The following is a 17,424-nucleotide window of genomic DNA, read 5'->3' on the forward strand; positions in this document are numbered from 1 at the left end:
AATCAGCCCGGATCTACCGGGCTGAGTCTGATGACAAACCTCATGTCCGCACAGAACGAGAGGATGTCACCCAATAAAAAACCAGGAAAATCAATTTATTGATTTTCGGCTGCTCACTAAAAAGAAGGAAAAACCACGCTTTTTCCTTCTTTTTCATCAATCTGAGCCCGGATCTACCGGGCTGATTACCTGATTAACGAATGTCTGAACAGTTCAGGCACCAGGCATAACGGTGCCGTGGGTCATTAAAAAGGGCCAGGCTGTTACTCTGCGCCATAATTTCCTTACTGGCACTTGCCAGCGGGGCAGGGAGCATGGCCTGCAGTGCATCGGGGAGCATCGCTCTAACCGAACCATCGAACATGCCAATCACTTTGTCCAGCATACCGGGCTCAGCCTGGTAATAAACCTGGTGCCACTGTTTAAGTTTGGCCAGCTCAGCCGCTTTTTTCAGTGCATCGTCAAAATCACCCAGGCTGTCAACCAGACCATTATTTTTGGCATCCTGCCCGGTCCAGACATGCCCCTGAGCAATTTGATCTATCTGGTCCGGCGTTTTATGGCGTGACTGTGCAACCAGTGTGATGAAGCGCTTATAGCCATTTTCAATACTCAGTTGCATCATCTGTTGCACTTCAGGCGGTAAAGCCTGGGTCATGGAGACCTGCGCCAGCGGGGAAGTTGATACCCCGTCAGAGTGAACACCAATCGCATTCAGGCTGTTCTCGACGGTGTTGATTACACCAAAGATGCCGATTGAGCCCGTAAGCGTATTCGGGTTGGCAATAATGTAATTGGCCGGTGTGGAAATCCAGTACCCCCCAGAAGCCGCCATACCACCCATAGATACAACGACGGGTTTGCCAGCCTGGCGCGCAGCAGCAAGCTCTTCACGAATCAGTTCAGAGGCGTTGACACTACCACCAGGGCTGTTCACCCGCAGCACAATCGCTTTAACGCTCGGATCCAGGCGTGCTTCACGAATTTGTTCGGCAGTGGTATCGCCCCCCACGTTCCCCTGGGTTTCCGGGCCATCCATAATGGCACCGTTCGCGAAAATGACCGCGATGGCTCCACCGGCATCAGACGGTGTGTGTAATGGGTAGTTGTAAATGCTGACAGCACGGAACTGGTGGTCTTTTTTACTCCAGCCGAACTGTTTGGTCAGCGCTTTTTCAACCTGAGCATGGGTTGCCAGCTCATCGACCAGTTTGTTATCCAGCGCATATTTGGCAGTATCGCCGCCGGTTTGCTGTAAGCCTGCCAGTAAAGCCTGTGCGCCAGGGAATACTTGTTGTGCCGTAATATTTCGGTTAGCTGCAAGTGTATTCAGGTAGTTTTGCCATAGCTCGCCGATCCAGCGGCTGTCTGCATCACGAGCCGCAGGTGACATATCATCACGAATAAAGGGTTCAACTGCAGATTTGTAAGTACCAACCCGGAAAACATGAGTGGTGATTTTTAACTTATCTAGCAGAGATTTATAGTAAAGCCCGCTGGTGGCAAAACCGTGCAGGTCAACAGTACCCTGCGGAGCCAGATAAATTTTATTGGCAAAGCTTGCCAGGTAATACTGGCCCTGGCTGTAATTACTGCCATAGGCAATTACCGGTTTGCCGCTGTCCCGGAATTCGCGCAACGCTTTGCCAATATACTGCATGGAAGGCTGGTCGGCTCCGGCGAAGTCTTTTAAATCCAGTACGATACCGGTGATGTTGTGATCATCTTTTGCCTGCCGAATTGCATCCACAATATCAAACAGTGAGTTTTCTTGCAGGCGGTCGGAGTTGGCACCCAACAATTGGCGGCTGATGATACCAAGCTTGTTGGTCACTGAAGGCTTATCGACAATCACCCCTGTGACATCCAGCAGCAGGGCACCACGCTGTGGTACCTCCGGAGGCGTGCGTAACTGGTACCACACACCAACACCAACCAGTACCACCAGAATAAAGATCAGGTTGAGTACCAGGTTGCGAAAAAAGCTTAGCAAACGCCATGTCCATGTAAAAAAACCACTAATAATTCGCCAAAGAGTGCGCATGTATTCTCCATATCAATTTCGGTGGGCTCGCTGGTTCGGATTCAGTGCTGCACCGTACAGTGTGATTATCCTAAATAGCTCGCGCGCAGTTGTCAGCATGAATCGCGGTGGACGCTGTAACAAAACCTGTTGCTGTGTTAATTTTGTGAATAAAAATTAACACAGGAGCTAACAGATGGACGCACTGGAATTACTGGTTAACCGCCGCAGCGCTTCACGGCTGGCAGAACCCGCACCGCAAGGTGATGCGCTGGCACAAATATTACGGGCCGGGATGCGGGCTCCGGATCACGGCGCACTTCAACCGTGGCGTTTCGTGCTGATCGAAGGCGAGGGGCGTGACCGTTTCAGTTCTCTGCTGGAACAGGCTGCTCTGGCAGACAAAATGGATGAAAAAGCAGTAGACAAAGCAAAGAATGCGCCGTTCCGGGCACCGCTGATTATCACTGTTATCGCACATTGCGAAGCGCACCCCAAAGTGCCAGTGTGGGAACAGGAAATGTCTGCCGGTTGCGCTGTCATGGCAATGCAGATGGCTGCAGTGGCCCAAGGGTATAACGGCATCTGGAGAACCGGGGCGTGGACTGAGCACTCACAGGTTCGTGAAGCCATGGCCTGCCGCGAGCAGGATAAAATTGTCGGCTTTTTGTATTTAGGAACGCCACAATTAAAAGCCGCGCCAACTGTTGCGGCTCCGGATATGACAAATTTCGTCCGACATTTCTGAGTTATTGCTATGACTGTCTGATAGATAAGCAAAATTGTAATTATTCAGACAGTCATACTTACCTCTCTGTCAGAGAATCGTTACCATAGCGGGCAAAGAGACTGACAGGAGATTGTCCATGAGTGAAAATCCCATTCGTTTAACACAATACAGCCATGGCGCTGGTTGTGGGTGTAAAATCTCGCCAAAAGTTCTGGAAACCATTCTTCATTCAGAGCAGGAAAAATTTTGCGACCCGCATTTGCTGGTTGGCAATGAGACCCGCGACGATGCCGCAGTTTATGACCTGGGCAATGGAACCTGCATCATCAGTACAACTGACTTTTTCATGCCGATTGTCGATAGCCCTTTTGATTTTGGCCGCATAGCTGCAACCAATGCTATCAGTGATATCTATGCTATGGGTGGCAAGCCAATTATGGCGATTGCTATTCTGGGCTGGCCCATCAACAAACTGGCACCGGAAATTGCCGCACAGGTGGTTGATGGTGGGCGGTTTGCCTGCAGGGAAGCTGGTATTGCACTGGCGGGGGGGCATTCAATTGATGCCCCTGAACCTATCTTTGGGCTGGCTGTTACGGGTGTGGTGCCAACGGAACGCGTGAAACAAAACTCAACGGCCAGTGCGGGTTGCCAGCTATACCTGACCAAGCCTTTGGGGATTGGTGTGCTGACAACGGCAGAGAAAAAAGGGCTGTTGCAACCTGAACATGTTGGCCTTGCCACTGAGGTGATGTGCCGGATGAACAAAGCAGGTGCAGATTTTGCCGCGTTGGATGGGGTAAAAGCCATGACTGACGTAACCGGCTTTGGCCTGCTGGGGCATTTAAGCGAAATGTGCCAGGGGGCAGGTGTTCAGGCAGAGTTAGTCTACAGCCAGGTGCCAGCCTTACCCGGGGTTGAGGAATATATCGCTCAGGGATGTGTGCCCGGCGGCACTGACCGTAACTTCTCAAGCTATGGGCACTTAATGGGGGAAATGCCAGCTGCATGGCGTAATTTGCTCTGTGACCCACAAACGTCTGGTGGTTTGTTGCTTGCCGTCAGCCCACAAGCGGAATCTGAGGTAACTGCTGTTGCTGAACAGCACGGCATTACACTGCAGGCGATTGGTGAACTGAAAACCGCACGAGCCGGGCGCCCTATGATTGAGATTCGTTAATCTATGCGGTTGTTTATTGCTGAAAAACCCAGCCTTGGGCGTGCTATTGCCGATGTTTTGCCAAAGCCACACCGCAAAGGCGATGGCTTTATTGCCTGTGGTGATAACCAGACGGTGACCTGGTGCATTGGTCATTTATTGGAGCAGGCAGAACCCGATGGTTATGACGCGCGGTTTTCCCGCTGGAATCTGAACGATCTGCCTATTGTGCCGCAAAAGTGGCAATTGCGCCCAAGGGCCGCTTCCGCCCGGCAGCTTAAGGTTGTGGAGCGCCTGCTGGGTGAAGCCAGTGAAGTGGTTCACGCTGGTGACCCGGACCGTGAAGGGCAACTACTGGTTGATGAAGTTCTCGATTACCTGCAACTTGCGCCGCAAAAGCGTCGTGAGGTTAAACGCTGCCTGATAAATGACCTCAATCCTCAGGCGGTTGAGCGGGCCATTGGGCGGCTGCGTGATAACAGTGAGTTTGTACCGCTGTGTGTATCCGCACTGGCACGGTCCCGTGCAGACTGGCTCTACGGTATTAACATGACACGAGCATGGACTCTTGTAGGGCAACGGGCCGGGTTTAAAGGTGTCTTGTCTGTTGGCCGGGTACAAACTCCAGTTCTGGGGCTGGTGGTGCGGCGCGATGAAGAGATAGCGAATTTTGTACCTCGGGATTTTTTTGAAGTCCGGGCGCACATTGTTACCCCTCAGGGTGAGCGTTTTGTTGCTATTTGGCAGCCCAGCGATTCCTGTGAGCCCTGGCAGGACGAAGAAGGGCGCCTGTTACACCGCCCGCTGGCCGACCATGTTGTCGCCCGCATTACCGGTAAGCCGGCTCAGGTAACAAGCTACAGTGATAAACGTGAATCTGAAATCGCACCACTTCCTTTTTCGCTTTCTGCTTTGCAGATAGAAGCGGCAAAACGTTTTGGGCTCAGTGCCCAGAATGTGCTGGATATTTGCCAGAAACTCTACGAAACCCACAAACTGATTACCTACCCGCGTTCTGATTGCCGTTACTTGCCTGAGGAACATTTTGCTGGCCGCCATGCAGTGCTGAATGCTATCGGTGTGCATGCTGCTTCATTGATCCCGCAGCCCGCAGTGGATCCCGAGCGGCGTAACCGCTGTTGGGATGACAAGAAAGTGGATGCGCACCATGCCATTATTCCCACAGCCCGCACTGCCTCAGTGAAGCTTTCTGAAAATGAAGCTAATGTTTATACACTGATCGCCCGACAATACCTTATGCAGTTCTGTGCTGATGCCTGGTACCGCAAATGTGTTATTGAGCTGGATATTGCGGGGGGGAAGTTTATCGCCAAAGCCCGTTTTCTGGCTGATGCCGGCTGGCGTGTATTACTGGGTGGCAAAGAGCGTGATGAAGAAAACGATGGTATGCCATTACCGGTGGTGAGTGAAGGTGACACATTGTTATGTGAATCCGGTGAAGTTGTGGAGCGGCAGACCCAGCCACCGCGCCATTTCACTGATGCCACATTACTTTCTGCCATGACTGGTATTGCGCGCTTTGTTCAGGACAAAGAACTGAAGAAAATTCTGCGTGCAACTGATGGGCTGGGTACAGAGGCAACCCGTGCCGGGATCATTGAGTTATTGTTTCGGCGGAGTTTTCTGGAGAAAAAAGGGCGCTATATACATGCGACGCCGGCCGGCTGCGCACTGATTCATTCGCTTCCGGAAAGCGCCGGTCGGCCAGATATGACAGCACACTGGGAGTCTGTGCTTACACAAATTAGTGAGAAACAGTGCCGGTATCAGGATTTTATGCAACCGCTGGTTGCAACCTTACATCAACTTATTGAACAGGCGCGGTCTGCACAGCCAGCACAGTTTCGTGGTATTCGGGCTACGCAGGGCGCCACAAGTGGGAAAGCAGAGGGAAACCATGGTAAAGCATCTGTTCGCCGCAAGCCTCGTGCTGGGCGTAAGTCTGGGGGCAGCCGCCCAGAACCGGCAGCCTGACGTGCAAGTAAATGTCCCTTCTGAGGTCTTCACCACACAAGGGCAGCAGCAAACTCCGCCGTGTAACCAGTGCTGTATCTACCAGAACCAGAACTATTCGGAAGGTGCGGTCATCAAAATGGAAGGGGTTTTACTGCAGTGCCAGCGTGATGACCGGGTTATGGGCACAAACCCGCTAATGTGGCGGCGGGTGAAGCCATAAACGCATCGAGTATGGGGATATCTGCCGGTGCCAGTGAATACTGGCAGACTTCCTGCGGAGTTACCCATACCAGTGCAGTATGATGCCGGTTAACCGGGGTACCGGTAAAACAGGGCACATACCAGCCATGTAGCTGAATCAGCCTGCCATTGACTGGGTGGCTGTTGCTGGTTACATAGCTTTCTGGTTGTGCGTTTATGCCCAGCTCTTCATGCAGTTCCCGTTGCAGAGCCTGTTGTTGTGTTTCACCCGGCTCAATTTTCCCACCTGGAAACTCCCACAGGCCCGCCTGGCCACCCTGGGGAGGGCGTTGCGCGAGCAACAGCTTGCCATTGTTCACTATAATGGCTGCAACCACCTCAACCCTGTTCATCTGTTTCTCCCCGGGGATTCGTGATACTGGACTTAGAGTGAAAATTCAGCCCATACAGGTGCATGATCACTGGGTTTTTCCATTGCGCGGATCTCGTAATCAATCCCGACTCCCGTGCAACGGCTGGCCAGAGGTTGGCTGGCAAGCAACAGGTCAATACGCAGCCCGCGGTTTTCGTCGAAGCCACGGGAGCGGTAATCAAACCACGAAAATTTATCCTGGGTATCCGGGTGAGCGGCACGGAAAGTATCAACCAGGCCCCACTCCAGCAGGCGAGCCATCCATTCACGCTCTTCCGGCAAGAAGGAACATTTGCCTGTGCGCAGCCAGCGTTTACGGCTGTCTTCACCAATACCAATGTCGTTATCTGTAGGGCTGATGTTCATATCACCCATAATCAGCACCGGGTTGGTGTTGTTAAGTGATGTGGTCAGGTAATCCTGAAGATCGGCGTAGAAACGTTGTTTAGCCGGGAATTTCACCGGATGTTCACGGCTTTCACCTTGTGGAAAATAGCCGTTAATTACTGTCAGTGTTCCCAGCGCGGTTGGGATATCTGCCATGATCAGGCGCCGTTGGGCGTCCTCGTCGTCACCCGGGAAACCCCGCCGCACTGCCAGTGGCTCCGCTTTCGTTAACAGGGCAACGCCATAATGGCCTTTTTGCCCGTGGTAAAACACGTGATAACCCAGCTTTGCGACGTCTTCGAGCGGAAACATGTCGTCGTGCACTTTGGTTTCCTGTAGCCCAATCACATCTGGCTGGTGTTGTGCCACAATGGCTTCCAGTTGGTGTGGTCTTGCACGCAGTCCATTGATATTAAAAGAGATAAATTTCATCGCTCTGCTCCGCCCTGAAACAAATTTAAAACGGGATGTTAACAGAAAACCCTGGGTTGTGCTCTTCATTCCTGACAGTTTACTGCTCTTGATGTGAAAGGTTTTTGCACCTGACTGGTGCGTGCTGCACTGAAAATGCCCATTTCTGGTGAATATATTCCACGCCTGATCACAGAATCAGCATGATCTTTTATACATGCATATATTTTCTTTTTTTTATCTTGTAAGTGGCGGCCTGATGTAAATTTATTCACTTTTTATGCAAAAAAAGTGAATGGAGAGCTTTGTAACTTGTTGATTTTTGGTTTTCCAAACTGCGTTATTCACTTTTTTCTATTGGCTGGCACGTTCCCTGCAATCTACATTAGTTATCAGTAATCCTTTTTTTACATAAATAAAACATTTGATTAACTAAGGCAGGCGTAATTATGGTTCAGCAAGTCACCCGGGAACAATTCGATGAGTTTATGGTTCCTGTCTATGCCCCGGCACCTTTCATACCAGTGCGGGCGGAAGGATCACGTCTGTGGGACCAGCAGGGTAATGAGTACATTGATTTTGCCGGAGGAATTGCTGTTAATGCTCTGGGCCATGCGCACCCGTCCCTGAGAGAAGCCCTTGCGGAGCAGGCTGCCAAACTGTGGCATACCGGTAATGGCTACACGAATGAACCGATTTTACAACTTGCGCGCCAGATAACGGAAGCCACCTTCGCGGACAAAGTTTTTTTTTGTAACTCTGGTGCTGAAGCCAATGAAGCCGCACTGAAACTGGCACGTAAATATGCTCATGACCAGGCAGATGCAGAGAAAAGCCAGATTATTGCGTTCAATAATGCGTTCCATGGCCGCACACTGTTTACTGTGTCCACGGGGGGGCAACCGGCTTATTCCCGGGATTTTGCGCCGCTTCCCCCGCACATTGACCATGTAACATTTAACGATCTCGAGTCTGTCCGTGCGGTGATGAGTGAAAAAACCTGTGCGGTTATTGTTGAGCCGATTCAGGGAGAAGGCGGGGTAATCCCGGCTTCACCAGCGTTCCTGCAAGGTTTGCGTACATTATGTGACCAGTTCAATGCCCTCCTGATATTTGATGAAGTTCAAACGGGGGTTGGCAGAACAGGGGATTTGTATGCCTACCAGCATTACGGTGTGGTTCCTGATATTTTGACCACGGCCAAAGCACTTGGCGGTGGCTTTCCTATTGGCGCGATGTTAACTACCGCGCGAATTGCCACGCACTTTACACCAGGCACCCATGGTACAACTTATGGCGGGAATGCACTGGCTGGCGCTGTTGCCGGGCGTGCGTTCTCACTTATTAATACACCTGAAATGCTTGCAGGAGTTAAGCATCGCCACGCACTGTTTGTTGCGCAACTTGATGAACTGAATCACCACCTTGGGTTGTTTCGTGATATCCGCGGTATGGGGCTGCTGATTGGCTGCGAACTGAATGAGGCACATGCGGGAAAAGCCAAACTGATTTCACAGCGTGCGGCACAGGAAGGGGTAATGATTCTGATTGCCGGAGCGGGTGTGGTGCGCTTTGCCCCGGCCCTGAATATACCTGAAGAAGATATTCGCGAAGGGCTCAACCGGCTGAAACGTGCCTGTGAAGCATTAATTGCCGAGGGGGCGTTATGATGGTCATTCGCCCTGTCAGGCATGATGATTTGGCCGGGTTATTACACCTTGCCAGTAAGACAGGTGGCGGCCTGACTTCTTTGCCTGAAGATGCGGATACACTGCGCTGCCGTATTTCCCGCTCTGTTGATACCTGGGCCGGTGTTTTGCCCCGGGCTGAACAAGGCTATGTCTTTGTTCTGGAAGACACAGAAAGTGGGCAGGTGGCAGGGATTTGCGCTATTGAAGTTGCCGTGGGGCTGACGGAGCCCTGGTATAACTACCGGGTTGGTACTTTGGTTCATGCCTCAAAAGAGCTGGATATTTATAACGCATTACCCACGTTGTTTCTCAGTAATGACCATACCGGTAGTAGTGAGTTGTGTACGCTCTTTTTAGATCCAGACTGGCGGCACTCCTCAAATGGCTACTTGCTGTCCAAATCCCGCTTCTTATTTATGGCCGCGTTCAAAGAAGCGTTCAGTAATAAAGTGGTTGCAGAGATGCGCGGCGTTATTGATGAACAAGGCTTCTCGCCGTTTTGGGAGAGTCTGGGGCAGCGTTTTTTCTCGATGCCTTTTTCTCGGGCAGATTATTTGTGCGGAACCGGCCAAAAAGCCTTCATTGCTGAATTGATGCCCAAACATCCCATATATACAGATTTTCTGTCTGAACAGGCTCGCGCCGTGATTGGTGAAGTGCACCCTCAAACGGCACCTGCCCGCCGTGTGCTGGAAAAAGAAGGTTTCCGCTACCAAAACTATGTCGATATTTTTGATGGCGGCCCGACGCTTGAGTGCGACCTGAATGCTATCCGTGCTATTGCCGACAGCAGGCAACTCACCGTGAAGATTTGTGAGGCCCAACAGGATTCACTGCCTTTGTGCCTGGTGGCGAATGACGACTACGAAAATTATCGCGCAACATTAATTCACGCAGACCCACAGGGTTCATACCTGGAAATGGATGCGGCAACCGCAAATGTACTGAATTGCCAGGCAGGCAGTACTGTACGGTTAGTTCAGCTATGCCCGGAGGAGACAAAATAATGACACAGTGGATTAATGGTGAATGGCTACCCGGTACTGCCAGTGCCATGGAAAAACGTGACCCAGTAAACATGGATTTATTATGGCAGGGGCGCAGTGCTGACAGTATCCAGGTAGATTTGGCCTGCCAGGCTGCCCGCGGTGCATTTCCTGAGTGGGCTCGCCGGACGTTGGCTGAACGCCAGGCTATTATTGAAGCCTTTGTCGGGTTACTGGAGCAACATAAAACCCGGCTCACGGCAACCATCTCCCGCGAGACGGGTAAACCCCGTTGGGAAGCAGCGACTGAAGTGACAGCAATGATCAATAAGCTGGCTATCTCAGTCAAAGCGTATGAACAGCGTACAGGTGAACAGGTGTCACCGCTGGCAGATGGCGCCGCTTCATTACGCCATCGCCCTCATGGCGTTCTGGCTGTCTTCGGGCCGTATAACTTTCCCGGTCACTTGCCGAACGGGCATATCATTCCGGCACTCCTGGCCGGGAATACTGTGGTATTTAAACCCAGCGAACTGACGCCAGGTACTGGCGAATGTGTAATGCGTTTATGGGAACTGGCTGGTATTCCCGCGGGGGTTATCAATTTGCTGCAAGGTGGCCGGGAAACCGGGCAGGCGCTGGCCGCTAACCCGGAACTTGACGGTTTGCTGTTTACCGGAAGTTCCGGTACTGGTTTCCAGTTACACCGGCAATTCGCCGGGCAACCGGACAAAATTTTGGCACTGGAAATGGGGGGTAATAACCCTCTGATAGTTGACGACCCTGCTGATATTGATGCGGCTGTGCATATCGCAATTCAGTCTGCTTTTATTACTGCCGGCCAGCGTTGTACCTGCGCTCGTCGCTTGCTTGTGAAAAATGGCCCTGCCGGGGATGCATTTTTAGACCGTTTGGTGGAAGTTGCAGGGCGCATTCAGCCAGGTGCGTGGGACAATAATCCGCAACCCTTTATGGGGGGGCTGGTTTCGGCTCATGCTGCTTTGCATGTATTAAAGGCCTGGCAGGGGCATCTGGACCGTGGTGGCAAACCTTTACTGGCACCGCGCATCCTTGAGGCCGGAACATCACTGATAACACCGGGCATCGTCCTGGTTAACACGGCGCAAGAGGTGCCGGATGAAGAGGTGTTTGGCCCGCTGTTGACGGTTTGGCGTTACAACACACTGGATGATGCGATTACTCTGGCGAACCAGACTCGCTTTGGCCTGGCATGCGGGTTAATTTCACCGGATCGAGCGGCGTTTGACCGGTTATTGGTTGAGGCGCGAGCCGGCATTGTTAACTGGAACAAACCGTTAACCGGTGCGGCCAGTAGTGCACCTTTTGGTGGTGTTGGGGCATCGGGCAACCACCGCCCCGGAGCCTGGTATGCCGCAGATTACTGCGCCTGGCCTGTGGCTTCACTGGAAAGTGATAGCCTGATAATGCCTGAAACACTTAACCCAGGGCTGGATTTTAGCGCCGGAGAGCAGCAAGCATGAAAGTTCGTGAAGCAAATTTCGATGGTTTACCCGGGCTGACTCACCACTATGCGGGGCTATCATTTGGTAACGAGGCATCTGCACGCCATCAGTACCAGGTATCGAACCCAAAACTTGCAGCTAAACAAAGCCTGCTGAAAATGAAAACCCTGGCGGATGCCGGGTTTTGGCAGGGCGTGATTCCGCCGCAGGCCCGGCCAAATATTCCGGTATTGCGCCAGCTTGGTTTTACCGGGAGTGACAGCGAGGTACTGGCAAAAGCCTGGAAGTATTCGCCAGACCTGCTGTCTGCAGCCAGTTCTGCGTCATCAATGTGGGTGGCTAATGCGGCAACAGTCTGCCCGTCGGCCGATGCGCTGGATAACCGGGTTCATTTTACTGTTGCCAATCTGAATAATAAATTTCACCGGGCAAGTGAAGCGCAGCAAACAGAACGCACCCTGCGAGCGATATTTGCTTCCGGGCAACACTTTGCCGTGCATGAGGCGCTGCCGCAGGTGGGCTTATTTGGCGATGAAGGGGCCGCCAACCATAATCGTTTTGGCGGTGCTTATGGTGAGCCGGGTCTTCAGCTCTTTGTCTATGGGCGTCAGGGTAATGCAGATGGGCTGGCGCCTTCTCGTTATCCCGCTCGCCAGACCCGGGAAGCCAGTGAAGCCGTGGCCCGGTTGAATCAGGTTCGTCCCGGTTCTTTACTCTTTGCTCAGCAAAACCCCGCGGTTATTGATCAGGGTGTATTCCACAATGATGTAATTGCGGTCAGTAACCAGCAGGTACTGTTCTGCCACGAACAGGCATTTGTCGACCAGCAGGCCTTGTTAAGTACTCTTCATGGGCGGGTTCCGGGTTTTTGCCCGTTGGTTGTCCCTTCCCAGGCGGTATCTGTTGCCGATGCGGTAAATACCTATTTGTTTAACAGCCAATTGCTGAGTAACGAATCGGGGGCAATGACTCTGGTTCTGCCACAGGAAGCGCGCGAGCATGAAGGTGTGTGGCAGTACCTGAATCTTTTGTTGGCGGAAGATAACCCGGTTGAGATGCTGCAAGTTTTCGACTTACGGGAAAGTATGGCAAATGGTGGTGGGCCTGCCTGCCTGCGCCTGCGAGTGGTTTTGACCGAAGAAGAATACCAGGCGGTTAATCCGGCAGTAATTATGAATGATACTCTGTTCACTGCGCTGAATCAGTGGGTTGACCGGTGGTATCGTGACCGCCTGACTCAGGCCGACCTGGTGGACCCACAATTGTTGCAAGAAGGGCAGGATGCGCTTGATGAACTGACCCGGATACTTAACCTGGGTGCTGTTTACCCATTTCAGCAATAACCACCACAGTGAGATGTAACAATGGATGAGTTTGTACAAACAACACTGGCAGGTTTGGTTCCTGCACAGAAAAAAGGAGAAGGCCCCGGGTTTCGCTGGCAATGGCTGGAGCAGGGCGTTATCCGGTTAACGCCACACAGCAAGGTGACACGGTCTTTAGTGTTGTCGGCCGGAATCCATGGTAATGAAACCGCGCCGGTGGAAATATTATCGCAAGTACTTGATGCTCTGTGGAGTGGTGAAATTGCTTTATGCTGGGATGTCCTGGTTGTGCTGGGTAATCCACTGGCACTGCAAACCGGCAAGCGCTACCAGGCGTGCGACCTTAACCGCATGTTTGGTGGGCGTTGGGAAGCATTTGAACCTGGAACCGAACGCGCGCGAGCTGAGCTGCTTGAACAGGTGGTTGGCGGCTTTTTCGAAAACAGCCCACCAGTACGCTGGCATTTGGATATGCACACAGCCATTCGTGGCTCACTCCACCCGCGTTTTGGGGTTTTACCTGCCCGTAATGCCGCCTGGCCCGCGGCTTTTTTGCAGTGGCTGGAGATGGCTGGTTTGGAAGCACTGGTCTTTCACCAGACCCCGGGGGGAACCTTCACACATTTCACGGCGCAATATTATGATGCCCTTAGTTGCACAATGGAATTGGGTAAAGCAATGCCATTCGGGCAAAATAATTTGAATGCGTTCTCTGCTGCCCGGCATGCGCTGGGAGAATTGTTAGGCAAGGGCCCGGAAGCAGTACCGGTAGTGCAGCAACCTGTTGCGCGTTGCTACAAAGTGAGCCAGCAGCTGACTCGAACAGGAGAGGCATTTATTCTGCACATTCCTGATGATACGGTAAATTTCACGCCGTTCAGTAAAGGGGAGTTATTAGCAGAGGATGGCGACAATAAACAGGTGGTTCAGCAAGAAACTGAGTATGTGTTATTCCCCAACCGGTTGGTGGCACCTGGCCTGCGTGCCGGGCTGATGCTGGCCGAGATACCTCATCCTTAGGGAGCCTTCTGTACTTGCTACTATGTACCATGGATGGTGCAGCTATTTCTCTGAGCCAGTGTTGTTGCTGATAACCACATACCAGGAACAGACAACCAGCACTATTCTGGTATTGAGCACAGTTTGGGAATAAATAAATCAGTGAATATGCTTCCTCTCTATGCTAAATTAATAATCAATTATGAAGTCTTCGCCATGCTTTAAATATATCCTCATTAATTCTCCTTATTTTCATCATAATTGACTTGTTTTTGTTTTTTATCCTTTCATGGTTTTACGCACGCTTTGGTTTGTTGACGAATTAGCGCGTAAGATTATTTTCGTCAACGCAACAGAACGTTGTTGCTTATTTAAATGAATCCGTAACTTCGGGTTCGTTCTATAAAGAAAGGATAATATATGCGTAAGTTAACTGCGATTTTAGTAGCATCTGGTCTGGCCCTTGGCGCAGCTAATCTGGCCCACGCTAATGATACCTCTGCACAGACTTCAGATAATGGCCGTCCTGTGATGAAACACCACCGTGGTCACCCTGGTGGCCCCGAAGAGATGATGTTCCGTGGGCTGAATCTGTCAGATGCCCAGAAACAGCAAGTTCGCGACATCATGAAAGCGCAACGCGAAGAAATGAAACGTCCGTCCGTGGAAGAGCGCCAGGCAATGCACGATATTATTGCCAGTGATACATTCGACAGCGCGAAAGCACAGGCTCAGGTCGATAAAATGTCACAGCAAAACAAACAGCGTATGCTGGCTCGTATGGAAACGCAGAACAAGATGTACAACATCCTGACCCCTGAGCAGAAAAAACAATTTAATGCCAATTTTGAGAAGCATCTTAAAGATAAAGGCCCTGCAGAAGGTAGAATGCCACCTCCACCAGCAGGTGAGTAACCAGGCTTAACCCACAGCCAGTGAGCCAGATTGAATGCGGTGTTGCTCTGGTAATATTCAACTGTGGCGCACACCCATAAATATGCAAGCTGAACCTATCCAGAACCGTCATTTTTGCCCATCAAATCAGTACTGGTGGGCATGGGTGGCGGTTCTACTCTTTTAATGGCAGATTATTCTTATTTCCCTGTCCACTTTATTTATCTGTTGTCATTAGCAAAACATGGCGGCATACCCAGATCAAAAAACAGCGCTGGATAATTGTGGGCAATCGCGGGTTATTATGATCCTGGTCAATCTACACATAAAGGCATTGCGGTTTATACTAACGCGATGTTTATATGCCGGTGGCTTCAGGTTGGCTCCTTTCGCACCATCCGGCGTGTTGTATTAATAACTGTATCAACAATAACCATGGAATAGCAGATGAAAACAACCTGTGATAGCACGTCAACACGTGAAAAAGAGACCTGCGGCTGCATGGATGTCGGCACCATTCTCGACAATACAGATTGCATCGCAACTTACAGCAAACAATTTGCGACTAAAGAGGACGCGCTGGCAGCACAGGAGTCCCTGGTTGCTAAAGCCCGGGGCATTGAATCCGAACCTTGCCAGATTTCTGCTGATTTAACCCAGGCGGGCGATGCTTACCAACTTGATATGAGTTTTGTGTTCAGCTGCCAGGCTGAAACGCTGATTTTTCAGTTAGGTACTCGCTGATCTTTTTCCCACAGGGTGAGGATAGCCTCATTCCTGTGGGTTGCGCTTTCCAGTCCTTCACCTTCCCAGAATTTGCCCCAGATCGTGTTTTTACGACACCGGTGTCCAAAAAAACATCACTGATTTATAGTGCCTATTGCCAGCAGATTTTTTATAGATATTCTCATATATCAGCGACACAGCATGCATGGCGGTCTGGTATACAAACAACTACCTTCTCCGGCCATGCCAATAGCACAAATAAAGCATACCCTGACTATGCCGGTAGCATTTTGTACGCCAGGTAATATGGCGGCGGGGAATGCGATAAAAGTACGCTGCACTCGGTGCCAGGAATGGCAATACCTGGGCTTCAGGGGATTTCGCACGTTTGATACGTGTTTTTTTGATGGTGGGTATGAGAGCCGGCTAAGAATGGCGGCAGGCTCCAGGAGTCACAATGGAATTTTTCGAACTAAGCAAACTCCCGGTTAACTTGTGGCGTAATGGCGCGGGTGAGTCCCGGGAGATTTGTTGTTTTCCTCCGGATACAGGCAATTTCAACTGGCGAGCAAGTATTGCTTCCCTGGCCAGTAGTGGTGAGTTTGCTTCTTTTGACGATGTGGACCGGGCGATAACCTTACTGGAAGGTGGGGAAGTGTTGCTGGATGGTGTGGGGAATTCCGGGCATGTGTTAAAGCGCCATCAGCCCTTTTTTTTCCCAGGGGATAAACGTGTTTATGCGGAATTAACCCAGGGAATGATGTCAATGAACTTTAACCTGATTACTCAACGGGCGCGTTGCAAGGCGCGAACACGTGTAGCCGACAGAACCTTTAGCACACTTGGTACCAGGGGCGGAATAGCCTACGTATTAAGTGGTGAGTGGCAGTTTGGTGACAAACTGTTACGCCCGGACCAGGGCGCCTGGTGGAGCGATGGGTTACACACAGTCAGGTTATTACAAAATACCGGCACATTGCTTTATAGCGAAATCACCTATCTTTAGCCTGCAACGACTCCGGCATGCGCGCCGGAGTCAGGTATTATTCATTCTTTGGTTGAAGAGGCGGATACAAGGCCTGAATGTGTTGAGGCTCTCCGTGTCGCCAGCCAGCATAACAGCGACCCTGCCACAACCAAAAATACGCCCTGCCAGAAACCCCATCCAGGCGTCAGCCCCAGCCATAATGAAGCAATGAAGGCCGAAAGCACCGGCGTGAAATACGAGGCTGTTGCCAGCAATGTCAGGTTGCCATGCTGTAACCCCTGGTTCCAGGCTGAGTAGGCGACAGCGGTTGAAATTCCCATAAACAGCAATTCAAGCGTTGCTCCGCCAGTGATATGCATGGGAGGTTGTGGAAAAAGCAAATATTTCACCCAGAGCACCAGCGCCGTAGCACAGAAAAAAAGGGGTACAGGGTTTTGCCCGTCAGACCAGCGCCGCGTAAGATTACAATAGAGTGCCCAGATAATGGCGGCACCAAACGCCAGCCCGTATGCGACCGGGTTACCAGCCAGGTTATGCAGCAGCATCGCCGGGCTCCAGTCAGTATCGCCGCGCATAACTTGTATGACACCGCCAAGTGCCAGTAATAAACCAGGCACAATAAACCACTGTGCCCGTTGCTGGTTAATATACAGTGCGAACAACAATGTCAGGCCGGGCCATAAATAATTGATCATGCCCATTTCAAGTGCTTGCGTACGGGTGCTGGCGAGGCCAATAGCCAACGCCAGGCTGATTTCATACACCACAAAGAGTATACCTGCGGCAAGCATGCGCCCTGACAGTACCAACTGAGGCAATGTCCGCCGGTTGCTGATAACAAGGCAAATAGAGCTTATTGTATAGATAAGTGCCGCCCCACCTGTCGGGCCAAGTGCCTCACTGATGCTGCGCAGTAACCCGACAGAAGTGCTCCAAAGTAATATTGCCAGCAACCCGGCAATAGTGGCCCGGGAGCCAGTTAAACGCGGCATAATCGTCATCCTGAATGGAGTAGCGGCCTGTTCGCAGGC

Annotated in this window: 16 protein-coding genes; 12 read left to right on the plus strand and 4 right to left on the minus strand. The window is 51.4% G+C overall.

Going from position 1 to position 17,424, the window contains the following annotated elements; translation table 11 throughout:
- Window positions 1–193: 193 nt before the first annotated feature.
- A complete protein-coding gene (gene sppA, locus DT73_RS11395) occupies window positions 194–2,044 on the minus strand; it encodes a signal peptide peptidase SppA (protein ID WP_036108486.1) in 1,851 nt (616 codons plus the stop codon).
- Window positions 2,045–2,219: 175 nt separating this feature from the next.
- On the opposite strand from sppA, the gene DT73_RS11400 reads away from it, so the two are divergent.
- The 4 genes from DT73_RS11400 (at window position 2,220) to DT73_RS25530 (ending at window position 6,109) form a co-directional block, all read left to right on the plus strand.
- On the plus strand, window positions 2,220–2,771 hold the full coding sequence (locus DT73_RS11400) for an NAD(P)H nitroreductase (RefSeq protein WP_036108489.1): 552 nt from the start codon (window positions 2,220–2,222) through the stop codon (window positions 2,769–2,771).
- A gap of 118 nt (window positions 2,772–2,889) precedes the next feature.
- Window positions 2,890–3,933: a selenide, water dikinase SelD gene (gene selD / locus DT73_RS11405; protein ID WP_036108490.1), complete on the plus strand. Its 1,044-nt coding sequence runs from the start codon at window positions 2,890–2,892 to the stop codon at window positions 3,931–3,933.
- A 3-nt stretch (window positions 3,934–3,936) separates the two neighbouring features.
- Window positions 3,937–5,907: a DNA topoisomerase III gene (locus DT73_RS11410; RefSeq protein ID WP_051691350.1), complete on the plus strand. Its 1,971-nt coding sequence runs from the start codon at window positions 3,937–3,939 to the stop codon at window positions 5,905–5,907.
- The gene (locus DT73_RS25530; protein ID WP_072006944.1) at window positions 5,831–6,109 is read left to right on the plus strand and encodes a YnjH family protein; all 279 of its coding nucleotides are present in this window, start codon (window positions 5,831–5,833) and stop codon (window positions 6,107–6,109) included. The genes DT73_RS11410 and DT73_RS25530 overlap by 77 nt, the downstream gene beginning before the upstream one ends.
- Here DT73_RS25530 and DT73_RS11415 read toward each other — a convergent pair.
- Window positions 6,066–6,482 (minus strand): pyrimidine (deoxy)nucleoside triphosphate diphosphatase, encoded by a 417-nt coding sequence (locus tag DT73_RS11415; protein ID WP_036108494.1) that lies wholly within the window; start codon window positions 6,480–6,482, stop codon window positions 6,066–6,068. The genes DT73_RS25530 and DT73_RS11415 overlap by 44 nt on opposite strands.
- A gap of 32 nt (window positions 6,483–6,514) precedes the next feature.
- Entirely contained in the window at window positions 6,515–7,321 is an 807-nt protein-coding gene (gene xthA / locus DT73_RS11420; protein WP_036108496.1) for an exodeoxyribonuclease III, read from the minus strand.
- Window positions 7,322–7,749: 428 nt separating this feature from the next.
- Here xthA and DT73_RS11425 point away from each other — a divergent pair, with 428 nt between their 5' ends.
- The 8 genes from DT73_RS11425 (at window position 7,750) to DT73_RS11460 (ending at window position 16,411) form a co-directional block, all read left to right on the plus strand.
- Window positions 7,750–8,970, plus strand: coding sequence for an aspartate aminotransferase family protein (locus tag DT73_RS11425; protein ID WP_036108497.1), 1,221 nt, complete (start codon window positions 7,750–7,752; stop codon window positions 8,968–8,970).
- Window positions 8,967–9,998, plus strand: a complete 1,032-nt coding sequence (gene astA, locus DT73_RS11430; protein ID WP_036108500.1) for an arginine N-succinyltransferase — start codon at window positions 8,967–8,969, stop codon at window positions 9,996–9,998. Before DT73_RS11425 ends, astA begins: the two co-directional genes overlap by 4 nt.
- Window positions 9,998–11,479, plus strand: coding sequence for a succinylglutamate-semialdehyde dehydrogenase (astD, locus tag DT73_RS11435; RefSeq protein WP_036108501.1), 1,482 nt, complete (start codon window positions 9,998–10,000; stop codon window positions 11,477–11,479). The genes astA and astD overlap by 1 nt, the downstream gene beginning before the upstream one ends.
- A complete protein-coding gene (astB, locus tag DT73_RS11440) occupies window positions 11,476–12,804 on the plus strand; it encodes an N-succinylarginine dihydrolase (RefSeq protein ID WP_036108503.1) in 1,329 nt (442 codons plus the stop codon). Before astD ends, astB begins: the two co-directional genes overlap by 4 nt.
- A 21-nt stretch (window positions 12,805–12,825) precedes the next feature.
- On the plus strand, window positions 12,826–13,806 hold the full coding sequence (astE, locus tag DT73_RS11445; protein ID WP_036108504.1) for a succinylglutamate desuccinylase: 981 nt from the start codon (window positions 12,826–12,828) through the stop codon (window positions 13,804–13,806).
- Between the two features lie 399 nt (window positions 13,807–14,205).
- Window positions 14,206–14,700 (plus strand): ATP-independent periplasmic protein-refolding chaperone Spy, encoded by a 495-nt coding sequence (spy, locus tag DT73_RS11450; protein ID WP_036108505.1) that lies wholly within the window; start codon window positions 14,206–14,208, stop codon window positions 14,698–14,700.
- Between the two features lie 426 nt (window positions 14,701–15,126).
- Window positions 15,127–15,423 carry a YfcZ/YiiS family protein gene (locus tag DT73_RS11455; RefSeq protein WP_036108506.1) on the plus strand — a complete coding sequence of 99 codons (297 nt, stop codon included), beginning with the start codon at window positions 15,127–15,129 and terminating at the stop codon, window positions 15,421–15,423.
- Between the two features lie 439 nt (window positions 15,424–15,862).
- Window positions 15,863–16,411, plus strand: a complete 549-nt coding sequence (locus DT73_RS11460) for a HutD family protein (protein ID WP_036108508.1) — start codon at window positions 15,863–15,865, stop codon at window positions 16,409–16,411.
- 41 nt (window positions 16,412–16,452) lie between these two features.
- Here the strand turns inward: DT73_RS11460 and yddG are convergent, their stop codons facing one another.
- The gene (yddG, locus tag DT73_RS11465; protein ID WP_369792604.1) at window positions 16,453–17,385 is read right to left on the minus strand and encodes an aromatic amino acid DMT transporter YddG; all 933 of its coding nucleotides are present in this window, start codon (window positions 17,383–17,385) and stop codon (window positions 16,453–16,455) included.
- Window positions 17,386–17,424 lie beyond the last annotated feature (39 nt).

The organism is Mangrovibacter sp. MFB070, from assembly GCF_000705335.1.
Lineage (GTDB): Bacteria > Pseudomonadota > Gammaproteobacteria > Enterobacterales > Enterobacteriaceae > Mangrovibacter > Mangrovibacter plantisponsor.

Bases quoted from the DNA above. Each gene is read 5' to 3' on its own strand.
- sppA (WP_036108486.1), bottom strand. From the start codon at position 2,044: ATGCGCACTCTTTGGCGAATTATTAGTGGTTTTTTTACATGGACATGG.
- astE (WP_036108504.1), top strand. From the start codon at position 12,826: ATGGATGAGTTTGTACAAACAACACTGGCAGGTTTGGTTCCTGCACAG.
- astD (WP_036108501.1), top strand. From the start codon at position 9,998: ATGACACAGTGGATTAATGGTGAATGGCTACCCGGTACTGCCAGTGCC.
- selD (WP_036108490.1), top strand. From the start codon at position 2,890: ATGAGTGAAAATCCCATTCGTTTAACACAATACAGCCATGGCGCTGGT.
- DT73_RS11455 (WP_036108506.1), top strand. From the start codon at position 15,127: ATGAAAACAACCTGTGATAGCACGTCAACACGTGAAAAAGAGACCTGC.
- DT73_RS11425 (WP_036108497.1), top strand. From the start codon at position 7,750: ATGGTTCAGCAAGTCACCCGGGAACAATTCGATGAGTTTATGGTTCCT.
- DT73_RS11415 (WP_036108494.1), bottom strand. From the start codon at position 6,482: ATGAACAGGGTTGAGGTGGTTGCAGCCATTATAGTGAACAATGGCAAG.
- DT73_RS11410 (WP_051691350.1), top strand. From the start codon at position 3,937: ATGCGGTTGTTTATTGCTGAAAAACCCAGCCTTGGGCGTGCTATTGCC.
- yddG (WP_369792604.1), bottom strand. From the start codon at position 17,385: ATGCCGCGTTTAACTGGCTCCCGGGCCACTATTGCCGGGTTGCTGGCA.
- astA (WP_036108500.1), top strand. From the start codon at position 8,967: ATGATGGTCATTCGCCCTGTCAGGCATGATGATTTGGCCGGGTTATTA.
- DT73_RS25530 (WP_072006944.1), top strand. From the start codon at position 5,831: ATGGTAAAGCATCTGTTCGCCGCAAGCCTCGTGCTGGGCGTAAGTCTG.
- DT73_RS11400 (WP_036108489.1), top strand. From the start codon at position 2,220: ATGGACGCACTGGAATTACTGGTTAACCGCCGCAGCGCTTCACGGCTG.
- xthA (WP_036108496.1), bottom strand. From the start codon at position 7,321: ATGAAATTTATCTCTTTTAATATCAATGGACTGCGTGCAAGACCACAC.
- DT73_RS11460 (WP_036108508.1), top strand. From the start codon at position 15,863: ATGGAATTTTTCGAACTAAGCAAACTCCCGGTTAACTTGTGGCGTAAT.
- astB (WP_036108503.1), top strand. From the start codon at position 11,476: ATGAAAGTTCGTGAAGCAAATTTCGATGGTTTACCCGGGCTGACTCAC.
- spy (WP_036108505.1), top strand. From the start codon at position 14,206: ATGCGTAAGTTAACTGCGATTTTAGTAGCATCTGGTCTGGCCCTTGGC.